14 protein-coding genes are annotated in these 16608 nt (G+C 39.9%); 2 read left to right on the top strand and 12 right to left on the bottom strand.

The window, feature by feature from the left end; all coding sequences use genetic code 11:
* Positions 1–3: 3 nt before the first annotated feature.
* The 10 genes from KHA95_RS13455 to gpr all read right to left on the bottom strand — a co-directional run bounded on the left by KHA95_RS13455 (position 4) and on the right by gpr (position 12014).
* Positions 4–756: a 16S rRNA (uracil(1498)-N(3))-methyltransferase gene (locus KHA95_RS13455; protein ID WP_213138019.1), complete on the bottom strand. Its 753-nt coding sequence runs from the start codon at positions 754–756 to the stop codon at positions 4–6.
* A gap of 8 nt (positions 757–764) precedes the next feature.
* The gene (gene prmA, locus KHA95_RS13450; RefSeq protein ID WP_213138018.1) at positions 765–1703 is read right to left on the bottom strand and encodes a 50S ribosomal protein L11 methyltransferase; all 939 of its coding nucleotides are present in this window, start codon (positions 1701–1703) and stop codon (positions 765–767) included.
* 20 nt (positions 1704–1723) lie between these two features.
* The gene (dnaJ, locus tag KHA95_RS13445; RefSeq protein ID WP_213138017.1) at positions 1724–2851 is read right to left on the bottom strand and encodes a molecular chaperone DnaJ; all 1128 of its coding nucleotides are present in this window, start codon (positions 2849–2851) and stop codon (positions 1724–1726) included.
* 138 nt (positions 2852–2989) lie between these two features.
* Complete coding sequence (gene dnaK, locus KHA95_RS13440) at positions 2990–4831, bottom strand: molecular chaperone DnaK (RefSeq protein ID WP_213138016.1); 1842 nt, start codon at positions 4829–4831, stop codon at positions 2990–2992.
* A gap of 31 nt (positions 4832–4862) precedes the next feature.
* Positions 4863–5450: a nucleotide exchange factor GrpE gene (grpE, locus tag KHA95_RS13435; RefSeq protein WP_213138015.1), complete on the bottom strand. Its 588-nt coding sequence runs from the start codon at positions 5448–5450 to the stop codon at positions 4863–4865.
* Positions 5451–5520: 70 nt separating this feature from the next.
* Positions 5521–6546, bottom strand: coding sequence for a heat-inducible transcriptional repressor HrcA (gene hrcA / locus KHA95_RS13430; RefSeq protein ID WP_213138090.1), 1026 nt, complete (start codon positions 6544–6546; stop codon positions 5521–5523).
* Between the two features lie 113 nt (positions 6547–6659).
* Positions 6660–7787 (bottom strand): radical SAM family heme chaperone HemW, encoded by a 1128-nt coding sequence (gene hemW, locus KHA95_RS13425; protein WP_213138014.1) that lies wholly within the window; start codon positions 7785–7787, stop codon positions 6660–6662.
* A gap of 393 nt (positions 7788–8180) precedes the next feature.
* Positions 8181–10004 carry a translation elongation factor 4 gene (gene lepA, locus KHA95_RS13420; RefSeq protein ID WP_213138013.1) on the bottom strand — a complete coding sequence of 608 codons (1824 nt, stop codon included), beginning with the start codon at positions 10002–10004 and terminating at the stop codon, positions 8181–8183.
* A gap of 519 nt (positions 10005–10523) precedes the next feature.
* A complete protein-coding gene (locus KHA95_RS13415) occupies positions 10524–10838 on the bottom strand; it encodes a DUF3679 domain-containing protein (protein ID WP_213138012.1) in 315 nt (104 codons plus the stop codon).
* A 57-nt stretch (positions 10839–10895) separates the two neighbouring features.
* Positions 10896–12014 carry a GPR endopeptidase gene (gene gpr / locus KHA95_RS13410; RefSeq protein WP_213138011.1) on the bottom strand — a complete coding sequence of 373 codons (1119 nt, stop codon included), beginning with the start codon at positions 12012–12014 and terminating at the stop codon, positions 10896–10898.
* Positions 12015–12206: 192 nt separating this feature from the next.
* On the opposite strand from gpr, the gene rpsT reads away from it, so the two are divergent.
* A complete protein-coding gene (rpsT, locus tag KHA95_RS13405) occupies positions 12207–12470 on the top strand; it encodes a 30S ribosomal protein S20 (protein WP_213138010.1) in 264 nt (87 codons plus the stop codon).
* Positions 12471–12569: 99 nt separating this feature from the next.
* On the opposite strand, the gene holA is transcribed toward rpsT, so the two are convergent.
* Complete coding sequence (gene holA, locus KHA95_RS13400) at positions 12570–13589, bottom strand: DNA polymerase III subunit delta (RefSeq protein ID WP_213138009.1); 1020 nt, start codon at positions 13587–13589, stop codon at positions 12570–12572.
* Between the two features lie 313 nt (positions 13590–13902).
* On the opposite strand from holA, the gene KHA95_RS13395 reads away from it, so the two are divergent.
* Complete coding sequence (locus KHA95_RS13395) at positions 13903–14037, top strand: YqzM family protein (RefSeq protein ID WP_213138008.1); 135 nt, start codon at positions 13903–13905, stop codon at positions 14035–14037.
* A 73-nt stretch (positions 14038–14110) separates the two neighbouring features.
* On the opposite strand, the gene KHA95_RS13390 is transcribed toward KHA95_RS13395, so the two are convergent.
* Complete coding sequence (locus tag KHA95_RS13390) at positions 14111–16429, bottom strand: DNA internalization-related competence protein ComEC/Rec2 (RefSeq protein ID WP_213138007.1); 2319 nt, start codon at positions 16427–16429, stop codon at positions 14111–14113.
* Positions 16430–16608: the final 179 nt, after the last annotated feature.

The following is a 16608-nucleotide window of genomic DNA, read 5'->3' as shown; positions in this document are numbered from 1 at the left end:
AAATCACCTCATTAATTCAAATTGATAGGAAATCGCCGACAAAGCATATAATGGCGCTGTTTCCGTTCGTAAAATCCTTGGTCCTAATCCGCATCGTTCAAATCCAGATGCAGTTAATTGCTCGATTTCTCGATCCGAAAGCCCGCCTTCCGGCCCAAAGATAAGAAGAAGCCGATCATCCTCTTGCGCTTCGTTTAACAGTCGAGCAAACGTACTGCGCTCCCCTTGCTTCGCATCTTCTTCATAAGCAATGATTTTAAACTGATAATCTTTGCTTAATGCAAGCAATTCATTCAATGTCATTGGAGAATGAACAGCAGGCAATACTTGTCGATGGGACTGTTCCGCTGCTTCTTTTGCGATTTTATTCCATCGTTCGACTTTTTTCGCTGCCTTTTTCTTCTCCCATTTTACTATGGAGCGATCCGCATTGAAAGGGACAAATTCGGAAGCACCAAGCTCCGTCCCTTTTTGAATGATCCATTCCAATTTATCCCCTTTGGGCAGTCCGCTCGCAATCGTTACATGGAGGGGGAGTTCGCTCTTTTGATCCTCCCAGGCAATGATGCTCACTTCAACGATTTGATCGGTAATTTGGTCAATTTTCACTTTAGCCGTTTGTTGATCGGGAAAAACAACTAAAAAGACATCGCCGATTTTCATCCGCATTACTCGAACAATATGATGGTAGTCGTCTCCATCGATAACGAACGGCGAATGTCCGTCAGAAGGCTGTTGAATAAAATAACGTTGCATATTCTACCTCACCCGTTCTTTCTTGCGATAAATGCAACCCAATCTTCCATCGTCAATGTTTCCTCTATCGAAAAACCGGATGCAATTAATGCTTCTCTTACTTCATCTTTTTTCTGTTGGATAATGCCAGATGTAATAAAATAGCCATTCTCCTTCACGACGTTTGCGGCGTCATCCGTAAAACGTAAAATCACCTCTGCTAAAATATTAGCAACGACGACATCCACTTGTTTGGATACACCTTGCAGTAGGTTGCCTTGTTGTACATGAACAACATTTCCTACCTTGTTTAAGTTGATATTATCCATCGCTGATTTGACTGCTACTTCATCTAGATCAAGTGCATCGACGTGCTTTGCGCCTAATAATGCCGCGGCAATGCTTAAAACACCGGAGCCTGTGCCAACATCAATAACTTCATCATTCGATTTGACCGTTCTTTCCAAAGCTTGAATACACATGACGGTTGTCGGATGTGTTCCTGTTCCAAACGCCATCCCAGGATCTAGCTCGATGACCTTTTCATTTGCTACTGTCTCATATTGTTCCCATGTTGGAACAATCGTAAAAGTTTCGGATATTTTCACAGGATGATAATACTTCTTCCAAGCGTTTGCCCAGTCTTCATCGTTCACTTCTACCATCGTTACGACATTTCGTCCAATATCAATATTGAAATTGGTTAAATCTGTAATCTCCTGTTTCATTGTTTCGACCGTTTCATTAATAAAGCTATTTGCTGGCAAATAAGCTTTAATGATCACTCCATCAGTCGGATAGTCATCAGGATTTAAATCAAATATTTCTCCAAACCAATCTTCACGTTCTTTCGTTAGCTCTGTCGGATCTTCAATGACAACCCCACTTGCTCCCGTTTCATGAAGGATATTAGAAATTGGTTCTATCGCTTCGTTTGTCGTATGGATACTAATTTCAAACCATTTCATTGGCACCGGCTCCATTCCAATTAATCACCTTTAAACGTACGTTTTACCTTTTCAAAAAAGCTTTCATTATGTTCATCTGGCGTCTGACCGCTCACATCAGCAAAATGACGCAATGCTTCCTTTTGTTGCTCTGTTAACTTCGTTGGCGTGATGATTTTCACCAATACATGCTGATCGCCAATGCCATGCCCTCTCACATTGTGGACGCCTTTTCCACGCAGACGGAATCTTGTACCTGTTTGCGTCCCCGCCGGAACTTTTAATTTTACGTTTCCATGAAGGGTCGGGACTTCGATTTCATCTCCAAGTGCAGCTTGAACGAAAGTAATTGGCATTTCAAAATAAATGTCGTCGCCATCTCGCTCAAAATATTCATGTGGCTTCACATGGAAAACGACATAAAGATCTCCTGGAGGTCCACCGTTAATGCCGGCCTCACCTTGTCCTGACATTCTCATTTGCTGACCATCATCGACACCTTTAGGAATTTTCACGTTCAGCTTTTTGCGTTTTTGAACTCTTCCATCACCACCACAAGTATGGCATTTTTCTTTAATAAATTTCCCTGTTCCTTGACAGTGTTGACATGCACGGCGGTTCACCATGCGGCCGAATGGAGTATTTTGTTCAACACTCACTTCCCCGCTTCCATGACAGTGTGAACATGTTTCCGGTTTTGTCCCTGGCTTCGCACCGTTTCCGTGACATGTACTACATGTTTCCTCACGGGGAATTTCGATGATCGTCTCTTTTCCAAAAGCCGCTTCTTCAAACGTAATTGTCATCGTATATTGAAGATCGGAACCTTGTCTTGGCGCATTTGGATCTCTGCGACCGCCACCGCCAAAGAATGTGCTGAAAATGTCTTCAAAGCCACCAAAACCGCCAAAATCAGATCCTCCAAAGCCACCCCCGCCACCGAATCCTTGTGGACCCGCATGACCAAACTGGTCGTATTGAGCACGTTTTTGCTCATCGCTTAACACTTCATACGCTTCAGTTACTTCCTTAAATTTATCTTCCGCATCAGCCTCTTTATTAAGATCTGGATGATACTTTTTTGATAAACGCCGATACGCTTTCCTTATTTCATCTTGAGAAGCATTTTTCTCAATCCCTAACACTTCATAATAATCTCTTTTGCTCATGTATACACACTCCCGAAACTTTTCACATAACCTTTATTTTAACATTTGTGGCCATTGATTGGAAGAATATTTGGTTCGTTTGAATTACATGAGAAAAGCCAAAGCCAATCGGTCGGCTTTGACTTTTCAAATACAAGTTTATTTCTTCTCTTTGTCGTCTTCCACTTCTTCAAACTCTGCATCAACGACATTGTCATCATCATTGCTCGTTTGACCAGCTTCTCCGCCTTCTTGCGCTTGTGCTTGCTTCGCAGCCTCTTCATATAACTTCATAGAAAGATTTTGCACGATTTCTTGAAGGGCATCTTTCTTTTCACGAATAGCATCTAACTCATTTTTCTCGATCGCCGCTTTCAATGCATCTTTTGCTTCTTCAGCTTTTTTCACTTCGTCTGCATCAACTTTTCCTTCGAGATCCTTCAACGTTTTTTCCGTTGTGAATACGAGTTGATCTGCTTCGTTACGAAGCTCTACTTCTTCTTGACGCTTTTTATCTGCTTCCGCATTTTCTTCCGCTTCTTTGACCATGCGCTCTACTTCATCTTCAGATAATCCTGATGAAGATTTGATCGTAATCGCTTGTTCTTTCCCTGTGCCAAGATCTTTCGCACTAACGTTTACAATCCCATTTTTGTCGATATCGAATTTAACTTCGATTTGTGGTACCCCTCTTGGTGCTGGCGGAATATCTGTCAATTGGAAACGTCCAAGTGTTTTATTATCCGTAGCCATCGGTCTTTCCCCTTGAAGAACATGAATATCAACAGCTGTTTGACTATCAGCAGCTGTAGAGAATACTTGAGCTTTTGATGTTGGAATTGTCGTATTGCGATCGATCAATTTCGTAAATACGCCGCCCATTGTTTCAATTCCAAGTGAAAGTGGTGTAACGTCTAAAAGAACAACATCCTTCACATCTCCCGTTAATACTCCACCTTGAATCGACGCACCCATCGCTACTACTTCATCTGGATTCACTCCGCGATGAGGCTCTTTGCCTGTTTCTTTGCGAATCGCATCTTGAACAGCAGGAATACGTGTTGAACCACCAACAAGAATAACTTTATCAATCTCAGATGCTGATTTACCTGCATCTTGTAATGCTTGACGAGTTGGTCCCATTGTTCTTTCAACAAGATCCGCTGATAATTCGTCAAATTTCGCGCGAGTTAGCGTTAATTCCATATGCAATGGACCAGCTTCACCCGCTGTAATAAATGGAAGTGAAATTTGTGTTGATGTTACGCCTGAAAGATCTTTTTTCGCTTTTTCCGCTGCATCTTTCAAACGTTGCAACGCCATTTTATCTTGTGAAAGGTCGATGCCGTTCTCTTTTCTGAACTCAGCAACAAGGTGGTCAATAACAACTTGGTCAAAATCATCCCCACCTAGACGGTTATCACCTGCTGTTGCAAGTACTTCAAATACGCCGTCACCTAGTTCCATGACTGAAACGTCAAACGTTCCTCCACCAAGGTCATATACTAAGATTGTTTGATCTTCATCTGTTTTATCAAGACCATAAGCAAGTGCAGCAGCTGTCGGCTCGTTAATGATCCGCTCTACTTCTAGACCTGCAATAATTCCAGCATCTCTTGTCGCTTGACGCTCAGCATCGTTAAAATACGCTGGAACTGTGATCACAGCTTTTTCAACTTTCTCACCAAGATAGTCTTCTGCGTATGATTTTAAATATTGTAAAATAATTGCAGATAGTTCTTGTGGAGTATACTCTTTTCCTTCAATTTCTTGCGAAAAGTCTGTTCCCATATGACGCTTAATTGACATGACCGTATTTGGGTTTGTAATCGCTTGACGTTTCGCGACCTCACCAATTTGGCGCTCACCATTTTTAAATGCGATAACTGAAGGAGTCGTTCGGTTTCCTTCCGGGTTTGGAATTACTACCGGCTCTCCACCTTCTAGTACCGCAACACATGAATTTGTTGTCCCTAAGTCGATTCCAATAATTTTACTCAAGTCTGTAACCTCCTATTAAAATATGTAAGACTTATTTATTTACTTTTACCATTGACGGTCGAATGACGCGATCTTTTAATTGGTATCCTTTTTGGAATTCCTCAACGACAATATTAGATCCATATTGTTCGTCTTCTGATTGCATCACAGCTTGGTGCAAATGAGGGTCAAACTCGTTTCCAACAGCTTCGATTTGCTTCGCTCCCTCTTTATCAAGCGCTTCAATAATGCCACGATAAACCATATCGACACCGGCTAGCAACGCTTTTGCTTGCTCATGTTCCGGTTCCATTTGCATCGCACGCTCAAAATTGTCAATGTGAGGGAGTAAGTCCGTAATCAAGCTCTCTGCTCTATATTTTTCGCTCGCCTCCCGATCAAGCTGGGTGCGTCGGCGGAAATTTTCAAAATCGGCATACAAGCGCAAGTAGCGGTTTTCAGCTTCTTCAAGCTTTGTTTCTAGTTCGGCGATTTTTTCAGCCTTTTCATCAACAATTTCCACTGCTGCTTCTTCATTCGTTTCCTCATCTTGAAGCTTTTCTTCGTTTTCATTTTGAGCAACTGTCGCCTCTTCGACCACTTCTTGTTCTTGTTCGTTTACTACTGTTTCATCTTTCATAATGACACTTCACCTCCTTAAAATGAACGCACTTCAATCAGCGGGAAGGCCCCACTGATTGGGTGCATCTTTATTGGTATAGCTTCGTAAAGGCGATACTCATATCTCTGCTTAATATGTCTAACAGGCTAATGACCCTAGAATATTCCATTCTCGTTGGCCCTAAAATTGCAATCGTTCCGACCGGTTCTTCTCCAATTGAATACGTGGCCGTAATAAGACTGCAATCTTCCATTTTCTCGTGATTATTTTCCCTGCCAATTTTCACATGAATCCCTTGTTGTGTATGCTTAAACAACTCATAAATTCCTTTTTCTTGCTCTATCATAGCCAATAATGAACGAAATTTATCAATGTTATGGAATTCTGGCTGATTCAGCATATTCATCTTGCCAGCGAAAAAAAGCTTTTCTGCGCTAGGAACATCGACGGTTTCTGTAATGACTCGTAATAAATCATCATATTCTTGAATATTCCGGCGCAGGATTTCTGCAACTTCCCTCACAATTTTTTCTCTTAAATGAGAAATGGGCACTCCGCTAAGCTTCTCATTTAAAATATTGACAAGTTTCTCTATATCTTCAGGTGCAATATTTTCCGGAAGAGTAAAAATGCGATTTTCCACATGTCCTGTATCCGTAATAATAATTGCAACGGCTGTTTCTTGATTGAGCGGAACAATTTGCAGTTTTTTTAACTTATTTTCTTTCACAGCCGGACCAAGTAATATCGCAGTATAATTCGTAAGCTCAGATAAAATTTGCGCTGATTTTTGAACGATATTTTCCAACTCATAAATTCGTTCAGAGAAAAGCGAATGGATTTTCTTAATATCATCTGTACGAAGTGCTTGCGGGGACAATAAATGATCCACATAATAGCGATACCCCTTTTCAGATGGTATTCGTCCAGATGAAGAATGTGTTTTTTCAATAAATCCATACTCTTCTAAATCAGCCATTTCATTTCTAATTGTCGCTGAGCTAAGCAAAATTTCTTTTTTCTGTGATAAGCTTTTTGAGCCGATCGGCTGGGCAGATACGATAAAGTCATCAATAATCACTTGCAATATAAGAAGCTGACGATCAGTTAACAACATTTATCACCTCTGTTAGCACTCTATCTACTCGAGTGCTAAATCTATAATAAAAGTAACAAAATGATTGCTCGCTGTCAACGATTTTACTTTTGATGAAAGAGAAACAATAATCATAAAAGAAACGCTTGAAAAACTTCATTTCCGAGAAAGCGCCCTTCCGTTGTTAAGCGTACATGGTCATCCTCAATCATTAATAACCCTCTGTTTGTCATTTCATCAATCGGCGCTTGGAAAACATCAAAAAGATTTTCGTGAAACTTCTCGTAGAAGTGGCTGATTTGCACTCCGTTCGTTTTTCTTAACCCAAGAAACATTTCTTCTTCCATCATTTCCTGTTTCGTTACAATATTTTCTTCAAAGATAGGCAAATTTCCATTGCGTAACGGCTCCATATATTTTTTTAGCGGCCCTGAATTGGAATATCTTTTTCCTTGAATATACCCATGTGCCCCAGCGCCAAAGCCATAATATGATTCATTATTCCAGTAGACGAGATTATGCTCGCTCTCAAATCCAGGTTTGGCGAAATTGCTAATCTCGTATTGACTTAGTCCTTTTTTCTCCATTTCCTCCATGAGCATGTGGAACATCTTCGTCTCGACATCCGCACCTGGCAGTATTAATTTCCCTTTTCTCATTAAATTATAAAAGACTGTTTTAGGTTCAACAATTAATGAGTAGCCTGAATAATGTGGAAGGTCCATTGCTAATGCTTCCACTAAAGTGGATTGAAAATCTTCCAATGTTTGTCCTGGCAATGCATAGATGAGATCAATGCTTATATTGGAAAATCCAAGTTTTTGAGCCGCATCAATGCTTTTATATACGTCTTTCACCCTATGGGAACGTCCAATTTTCGCTAGCAATTCGTCATTGAATGATTGAACACCGAAGCTTAGGCGATTCACCCCATACTCAGAAAGAATCTTCAGCTTTTCGATTGATAAATCTCCAGGATTGGCTTCAAATGTAAATTCTCCTTCATGAAATGGAAGCTCGGCTCTTATCCCTTTACAAAGCATTTCCAACTGCTGTTCATTTAAGGCCGTCGGGGTTCCACCACCGACAAATATCGTCCGGAGTGTTTCGGTCGGATACGATTGCAATGTGATCGCGAATTCTTTAATAAGCATTTCAATATATTCATCGACAGGCTGCCCTTGTAAAAAGACTTTATTAAAATCACAGTAATGACAAATATGCTCACAAAAAGGAATATGGATGTATGCGGATTTCATTTTTTTCACAACCTTACATATAGTGCGTGAGAATGGGAAAAAAGCTTTTTATCAAATCAAAATACGAACGATATAAACTGCCAATAGCTCGCTCCGTAAATATACTTCGCTTTCCGCGGGCGGCTGTTGAGCCTCGGGCCAACAGGATGTTGGTCACGAAGCCGTTGCCACACGATGTGGCGACTTTAGGTTTCGTACCTTAAACGAGCACTGCGGGGTCTCAACGATACCTTTCTTCCCACAGGAATCTACGTATATTTCCTACGCTAAAGTATTGCTTTGTTCGCTTACGAATTTGATCACGTTAGTTATTTCCCAATCTCATCCTTTTAAAGCAAATGGGGAAGTGCAGCATGCATATGCTTTACCTCCCCCTTTGCTACCTAATCTTTATTATGATTCGTCTCTTTTCAACACTGCCATAAAGGCTTCCTGCGGAACTTCAACCGAACCAACTTGCTTCATGCGTTTCTTACCTTCTTTTTGTTTCTCTAATAATTTCCGTTTCCTTGATATGTCTCCGCCATAACATTTTGCTAGGACGTTTTTACCCATTGACTTGATCGTCGACCGTGCTACAATCTTTTGACCGATTGCCGCTTGAACCGGCACTTCAAATTGTTGGCGCGGAATAAGCTCTTTCAACTTCTCAACGATCACTTTTCCTCGATCATAGGCAAAATCTTTATGGACGATAAAGCTCAGTGCATCGACCTTTTCGCCATTTAATAAAATATCCATTTTCACTAACTTGGATGGCTTATAGCCGATCATTTCATAATCAAATGAGGCATAGCCTTTCGTGTTCGATTTTAATTGATCGAAAAAGTCATAGACGATTTCCGCAAGTGGAATTTCATAAACAACGTTCACGCGAATATCATCCAAATATTGCATATCAACAAAATTTCCGCGCTTGTTTTGAGCTAATTCCATCACTGCTCCAACATAATCATTCGGAACCATCATCGATGCTTTTACATATGGCTCCTCGACGTGATCGATTTTTTGTGGATCAGGCATATCTGACGGATTATCCACTTTTAATTCCGTTCCGTCTGTCATGTACACTTGGTAAATAACACTTGGTGCCGTTGTAATGAGATCAATATTAAATTCGCGCTCAATTCTTTCTTGAATAATTTCCATATGCAGTAGCCCTAAAAATCCGCAGCGGAAACCAAAGCCTAATGCTTGTGATGTTTCCGGCTCATATTGTAACGCGGAGTCATTTAGTTCAAGCTTTTCAAGTGCTTCCCGCAAATCATTGAATCTAGCGGAATCGATCGGATACATTCCACAAAACACCATTGGGTTCATTCTTCGATATCCCGGTAATGGTTTTGATGCTGGATTATCAGCACTTGTGATCGTATCACCGACTTGTGTTTCACCAACTTTTTTAATTGACGCGGTTAAGAAACCAACATCACCGACGGTTAATTCATTGACAAGCGTCGGCTTCGGATTATGAATACCAACCTCGATTACTTCGAATTCTTTGCCAGTCGCCATCATCTTAATTTTATCTCCTGGCTTTACCGTACCTTCTACAACACGAATCGAAGCAATGACACCTCGGTAGGCATCATAAAGAGAGTCAAAAATAAGAGCTTGTAACGGACCGCTCGGATCTCCTTGTGGAGCTGGAACCTTTTCAACAATTTGCTCTAAAATATCTTCAATTCCAATTCCCGCTTTTGCCGAAGCGAGCACAGCTTCAGATGCATCGAGACCGATCACATCTTCTACTTCTTTTTTCACCCGTTCCGGATCAGCCGCCGGCAAATCAATTTTATTAATGACTGGAAGAATTTCCAAATCATTATCGAGCGCTAAATAAACATTGGCTAATGTTTGCGCTTCGATCCCTTGTGCAGCATCGACAACGAGGATCGCTCCTTCACAAGCCGCAAGACTTCGCGATACTTCATATGTGAAATCGACATGCCCTGGTGTGTCAATTAAATGAAAAATATACTCTTCCCCATCTTTGGCACGATATTTTAATTGTACAGCGTTTAATTTAATTGTAATTCCGCGCTCACGCTCTAGGTCCATCGAATCTAGCAATTGGCTTTGCATCTCACGAGAAGTGAGAGCTTTCGTACTTTCCAATATTCTGTCTGCTAATGTCGACTTCCCATGGTCGATATGAGCAATGATTGAAAAATTGCGGATTTTCTCTTGTCTTTTTAATCGTTCTTCATGATTCATCTTTTTCACTCCTGTTAATCGGCGCATGTATGCTAGGGTAAATTATATCAGCCAATGATTCAATGAGCAATGAATTTCAATTTACCCGTTTTCATAAGTAGTGAATGTCTTTTCATCACACAGGTATTTTCAGAATGAAAATCGTTTGATTGATTTTATGATGCTTACTTTCGGCATTTTTAAAAAGGTTGCGTGGTGGGATGCGGGTGTTAATTTCCGTTGCAAACACACGTTTCCTTACCCCTAGTCAAGAATCTTTTTAAAGGTTTGTTCAAAAGGTCGCAAAAACTAATTTTCTTGAAAGTCCTCTTCTATTTTACTCATTCTACTTTGAAGTTGGATGTTGATTTGCACTCCAGGCACTTCGCTTTCCGCGGGGCGAGCGGTAAGCCGCTTCAGGCGCTACACGCCCGCTTGGAGTGGAAATCAACAGTATGTCGGAAGTTCTCTCTTTAGGAGGATCTTTTTTGCCCAAAACAATGAAAAACGCACCCAAGTGGATGCGCAATTTTTTATTGTTTAGATAAAGTGAGTGAACAAAGAAATTGTTTTTTGGGCGAATGACGTAACAAAAACGGCCAAGCCTTTGCCAATTTCCGATAAAACATTTTTACCCGGAGCTTCCGTTTTTTTCTCTACATTGGGCATGTTCATATCTGCTGTTTCCTCATGAACTTTGACTTGCATTCGTTCCAATTCCTCTTTAGAGACGGGGGAAGGAAATGATTGTTTTTGTTCATGTCCAAGCTCCTCACTCGTTTTATTTACGCCAATATATACCCCCGCATAGAAAACAATGACAAGCACAAGACATTTTACGATAAAATTTCTCATTTCTTTTCCTCCCTTCTATTAAATTTATATGAAACATGAAAATAAATAGAACGAATTTTATCTAGTTTTAAAACCAGTATCTGTTTGATCAACGGCAGAATGAAGAGCAGCATTTAATCCAGCAGCTAATAGATTTGCCATATCTTCAATAAACACATCTACTTCTTTGGGAGTCACCATCAAATTATGGCCAAGTGGGGCAAGGACTTCATGAATCAAGCGCCTTTTTTCTTCCTCATCTAATGTGCCAACCATTCCCATAAATGTTTTTCTTTCACGTTCTTCTGGTAGATCCTCTTCCGTAAGCTTGCGTTTTTCTCCAAATGTTAACCCAGCAGGTGCCAATGATCTTGATGGTCTGCCAGATTCAGCTAATTCTTTACCAAAATGTTTTAAGATAAAATCAATCGTATCGCTCGTAATCGAGACCGCATCGACAACCGTTGGTACACCGATCGATATAACGGGAACCCCGAGCGTCTCCTTGCTTAATTCTTTGCGCTTATTCCCAACCCCTGAGCCTGGATGAATACCTGTATCTGAAATTTGAATCGTTGCATTCACTCGTTCGATTGATCGTGAAGCGAGAGCATCGATTGCAATAATAAAATCCGGCTTCGATTTTTCCGCAACGCCGAAAATAATATCGCTCGTTTCGATCCCTGTTAGCCCCATTACCCCCGGAGATAAAGCACTGACAGGGCGATAGCCCGGGTCAACATGGTCAGGCTCCAATTCGAATAAATGTCGCGTAATGATTAAATTCTCACAAACGAGAGGTCCGAGTGAATCTGGTGTTACATTCCAATTTCCTAGTCCTACAACCAAACAGCTCGCGTTTTTGTTTATATGTAGCATTTGAAGAAAGGCGCTGAATTCTGCTGCAAACACTTCCTGAACTTTTTGTTGCAAAACACTGTCTTGCGTGCGAATTCCCTGAACTTCAAGTGTTAAATAATGGCCTGCTTTTTTCCCTAATCTTTCAGCACCCTCTTGAGTAATTTCAGTCGATAAAATTTTCACATCGTCAATCATTTTCTCTTTTATTATGACGCCTTCAATTGTTCTCGTTTCTTTCTGTTTTTCAGTCGTTTGATCGAGGGCAATTTCAAACGCTTCCGTTGCCAAATCCGTCCTTACTCCATACCGACTTAAATCAAGTTCTTTCGATTCCATCTACCCTACTCCTTCCAAATAAAAACTATTCTTTACCGTCAAGCTTTTCCTTTCCAAGTTATTTTCATGCAGAAATGAATTATCATTGCTTTTCCACTTATCGTTTGATAAAATATTTCTTGTTCTTATTGTGAATGAATTGGTGAACGTCGAGAGATATAGAACCTCGATTATTGTCAGGAGGTGAATGGAATGCCAAATATTAAATCTGCAATTAAACGCGTAAAAATTAACGAAGCAAAAAATGCTCAAAACTCAGCTGTTAAATCTGCAATGCGTACTGCGATCAAAAAGTTCGAAGTAGCTGTTGATGCAAAAGAAGAAAACGTAAAAGATTTGTTCAAAGTTGCTGTTAAAAACTTGGACAAAGCTGCAAGCAAAGGCTTAATCCACAAAAATACAGCAAATCGTCAAAAAGCACGCTTAGCAAAAAAACTAAGTACAATTGGTGCATAACAAAAATCCGGTTCATATATCTGAACCGGATTTTTGTTTTTCTCAATCGTATAGGAGTTTTGCCACATTATTTTGCCCTTTTATTACGTTTTTATCCCCTTAAATTTTTAAGCTTCCCAATTTAAATAAAAATAGTTCAAGAGAAATCTCTCTTGCTGATCCGCCAGATTTCAACTGGTAGTCGCTATCTGCAAGCAATGACATAATCGCCGTTAGTTCTTCTTCAGAAAAAAAGCGCGCCTGTCCTGATGCCAACTTTACTCGATACGGATGAACTTTAAGCGATGAAGCGATTTGTTGTTGCCCATACCCTCTTTTTAACAATTCCTTCGTTTGATAAATAAGACGAAATTGTCCAGCAAGCAAAGCTAAAATTTTAATTGGTTCCTCATTTTGCTTTCTTAAATCATAATAAATCCGAAACGCCTCATCCATTTTGCGCTGAACAACTTTTTCAACAAGTGCAAAAATATTTTGCTCGATTGATCTTGATGTAAGCTTTTCAACCATCTCCGCGTCAATTTTTTTCAAGTCACCTGCATAAAGAACAAGTTTTTCCAATTCCGTATGTAATTTCATTAATTCGGAACCACCTAAAGCAAGCAATAGCTCAATTGCCACATCATCCATTTCTACTTCATAGGCAACTGTTTGTTCCCTCACCCATGCTTTCAGTTCAGGTTCATTTAATTTTTTTGCTTCAATGACCTCTGCATTTTTTTTAAGCAGCTTCGTAAGTTTTTTTCTCTCATCCAGCTTCTCATACGCCCCAGCCAAAACGACGATTGAATATGGTGCAGGTTGTTCGATATACGCTTCGAAACGCTTTAGCTGATGTTCGATTTTCTCTTTTGGCTTTTCAGCAGTTAAAAAAATTGGATTTTGTAAGATAATCAACTTTGTATCGCCTGTAAACGGAAAGGTCTCCGCATCTTCAATCGCTTGCTCAATCGGCGTTTCTTCCAAATCATACACCGACAAATTAAAATCCATGTCTGCTTCCGTTAACACATTTGCCATTAATTTTTGTTTTGTTTCATTGATTATATAGTGTTCCGTTCCATATAATAAATATAATGGCGAAAATTGCTTTTGTTCAATTTTTTTCCATGCCTTCATTAAATATAATCCTTCCTCTACTTGTACATATGTATATGGTAATCCAATGAAGAGCTTTTTGACAAGAGATAATGGGACAAACATTTTATAAACATTTGTCCCCAATCTATATTGAACACTTCAGATAAAGGCCTAGGATTCTTTAGCTGAAGCGAGACTTGGATTTGAAAAGGCTAATGAAATCTTTCTTAATGATAGTGTGACCTTCATGATTAAAAATATGGGTGTCAAGTCTTGTCAGTAGAGGTAATGGGAACAGTGGATTTTTCTACAAGTTTCGTTTATACTAAGGTGGTATATAGGAGGGGTAGCCATGAACGAATTTGAACAAAATCCCCAATCGAAGCGCAATGATGCGATCGATTCAGGAATTGGCTTCGTCGTTTCCTTTGTTTTCTTCGCAGCTATTTTTGCAATTGGAACTATCATCGAGCTGCTCGGAAAATAACAACAGAAAAAAGGAAGAAAAGGAAGTTTGCCATCGCAAGCTTCTTTTTTATTTTTTAGAGCACCTTTTTCTTTTAATCGGGCGCTTTTGTTATTATCTTACGCCATTTTGCTTTAAAGGTTCCTTTTTTCTCAATAAACTCGTAGTGAATGGCTCCATCTTTATCCGTGCGCAATACATTAACATGATGCTCCGCTAATATTGAAAGAACTTCATCATGCGGATGCCCATATCGATTATTTTCTCCGGCCGAAATGATTGCATATGCTGGCATGACTGTTTGTATAAATGGTACTGTCGTTGAGCTACGACTCCCGTGGTGGCCGGCTTTTAACACATCAGCCTTTAGCTCTTGATAAGCTTTAAGCATTTCTTCCTCTCCTTCTTTTTCTAAATCACCCGTAAATAACCATGTTAAGCCACCTAATTTCGCATATAGAACAAGTGAATCATTATTGCCTTCATATTGATCATCAAACGGATAAATCAGTTGAAATTGTCCCGACTTATTATTCCATCGTTCCCCGGCTTTTTCCTCCTTCACTTTAATCCCAAGCTCGTTAGCTCTTACGACGATTTCTTTCATGATCGGTTTTTCCCATGAATAGGGAGAGATGATGATCTCTTTCAATTTTATTTTTCCAAGCAATTCTTTGGCTGCACCGATATGGTCGACATCACTATGAGTTAAAATTAGCTTATCAATTGTAGTGATTCGTTTGCTTTTGAATAATGGCATTAAAATACGATCACCGAGCTGAAAAGGTTTACTTCGTTTTTGCCAGTCCTCAACAGGAAAGGAAAGCGTCCCGCCCGTATCAATTAAATAGATGCCACGATTGTATGGAAGGCGGATTAATATGCTATCCCCTTGTCCAACATCAATAAATATGACTTCCCCTTTTGGTGAAAAGGTTACAAATAAACAGTGGACTGTTACGATTATGATGAAAGGAAGTGTCGCAATGACATTTGATTTTCCCCGTTCACGCAGTAACCCAAACGCAAATACACCAATGATAAAACAACCGAGGGAAAGCAACGATGGCTTTCCTGTTACAATTGTCGCAAATGGAAAGGCACTCATTCGTGTAGCGATTGACTCTGAAAAGGAAATTAAATAGTGTCCGAACTCCAATAAAAGGAAAAACAATGGATGAAAAAGAAATTGAAAAATAAAAAGCAGGAACACGAGGGGGACGATAATAAGTGAATAAAAAGGAACGAAAAAGATATTCGCGATAATACTGAGTAAGGAAAATTCATAAAAATGAAAGGTAATGATTGGAACCGAAGCAAGCATGGAGACATATGAAATATTCGTTAACATTTGGATGTACGGGGTATTTTTTCTAAAAATTTGCTGCGAAGAAACGATGAGGGCAAAACTTACTGCATACGTAAGCTGAAATCCAATATGATAGATCCAATAAGGTTGAATGAACAATAAGATAAAAAAGCTGATCGAAATCGCGTCCAGCCCCGTTATTGGAAGGCGCCAACGTTGTGCAGCAAGCAAAGCGAGAGACATAAAAACCGCCCTTACGACGGGTGGATTACCGCCGCTAATAACTGCATAGATCGGTAGCGTATACACGAGCAACCAAAAAATCGTTTCCCTTTCAACCCCACTTCTTAATAATAAAAAATAAATAAAGCCAATAAGCAAACCGATGTGTAAGCCGGAAATGGCAAGCAAATGAACGACACCAATCCGCTGATAAGCAGTATACACATCATCTGTAAACGCAGTGCGATCACCAAAGATTAATGCAGATACATACGCAGCTAACGGATCTGGGATATTCGCTGCTACTTTGTTAATCCAGGCTGCCCTTAAATTTTGCAAATGAGCAATCAAGGAGTTTGTTGAAAATTGACATGCATCTAAATGATTTACTTCATACAACCAATGAACCTGCTGTCGAAAAAGATAGTTCTCATAATGAAAAGCATGTTCATTGCTGTTTCCCTTTGGCTTAATAAGCGTTCCATCAGCAACACATGACATCCCCGATTTCATATTTTCTTCTAGAAATTGTTTCTCAGCTTCACTTTGAATTCGATACGTGAGCAGCATCTTTTCCTTTTGATGATCAACGATAACTGCTTTGAGCTGATCGCCGTCAATAAGCGGAAATTCCTTAAATGTAACCGATAGCTGCACCTTACCTGCTGCATAGTTTGTTATGTTTTTCATTTCGGTATGATTCGTCCAAAAATAAGCGCCGATCGTAGCAACTATACAGATAATGAGTAATCGGCGGTTCTTTTCCGCGAATACTCTAATAAACATAAGCATTGCGATAAACAAAGTTAACAAATTGAATTCAAATGCAAGCAAGATTCCGCTTAGCGCCGCAATCGCAACAAAAAACCATTTACTTGCCATCCTTCCCTCCTTTTGAAGAAAAGCTCATGCCAGCCTCCCTTCCTTGTTATCTGACATATAAGATGCCGCAATTCCCACTTAAAGATTTGGCAATAAAAACAAACTTTAAGCGGGAAATAACGACAGCTAAATGTCCGATTAGTTCAAGCCCGAACGAAGCAGGTCACAAACGGTGTTGA

It is taken from the genome of Bacillus sp. FJAT-50079 (assembly GCF_018343515.1).
GTDB lineage: Bacteria > Bacillota > Bacilli > Bacillales > Bacillaceae_C > Lederbergia.
This window is presented reverse-complemented; position numbering and strand designations above follow the sequence as displayed.

Coding starts and splice junctions, on each gene's coding strand:
- grpE (WP_213138015.1), bottom strand. CDS start 5,450: ATGAAAGATGAAACAGTAGTAAACGAACAAGAACAAGAAGTGGTCGAA.
- gpr (WP_213138011.1), bottom strand. CDS start 12,014: ATGGAATCGAAAGAACTTGATTTAAGTCGGTATGGAGTAAGGACGGAT.
- KHA95_RS13455 (WP_213138019.1), bottom strand. CDS start 756: ATGCAACGTTATTTTATTCAACAGCCTTCTGACGGACATTCGCCGTTC.
- dnaJ (WP_213138017.1), bottom strand. CDS start 2,851: ATGAGCAAAAGAGATTATTATGAAGTGTTAGGGATTGAGAAAAATGCT.
- hemW (WP_213138014.1), bottom strand. CDS start 7,787: ATGAAATCCGCATACATCCATATTCCTTTTTGTGAGCATATTTGTCAT.
- KHA95_RS13395 (WP_213138008.1), top strand. CDS start 13,903: ATGAACGAATTTGAACAAAATCCCCAATCGAAGCGCAATGATGCGATC.
- holA (WP_213138009.1), bottom strand. CDS start 13,589: ATGAAGGCATGGAAAAAAATTGAACAAAAGCAATTTTCGCCATTATAT.
- KHA95_RS13415 (WP_213138012.1), bottom strand. CDS start 10,838: ATGAGAAATTTTATCGTAAAATGTCTTGTGCTTGTCATTGTTTTCTAT.
- lepA (WP_213138013.1), bottom strand. CDS start 10,004: ATGAATCATGAAGAACGATTAAAAAGACAAGAGAAAATCCGCAATTTT.
- prmA (WP_213138018.1), bottom strand. CDS start 1,703: ATGAAATGGTTTGAAATTAGTATCCATACGACAAACGAAGCGATAGAA.
- rpsT (WP_213138010.1), top strand. CDS start 12,207: ATGCCAAATATTAAATCTGCAATTAAACGCGTAAAAATTAACGAAGCA.
- KHA95_RS13390 (WP_213138007.1), bottom strand. CDS start 16,429: ATGGCAAGTAAATGGTTTTTTGTTGCGATTGCGGCGCTAAGCGGAATC.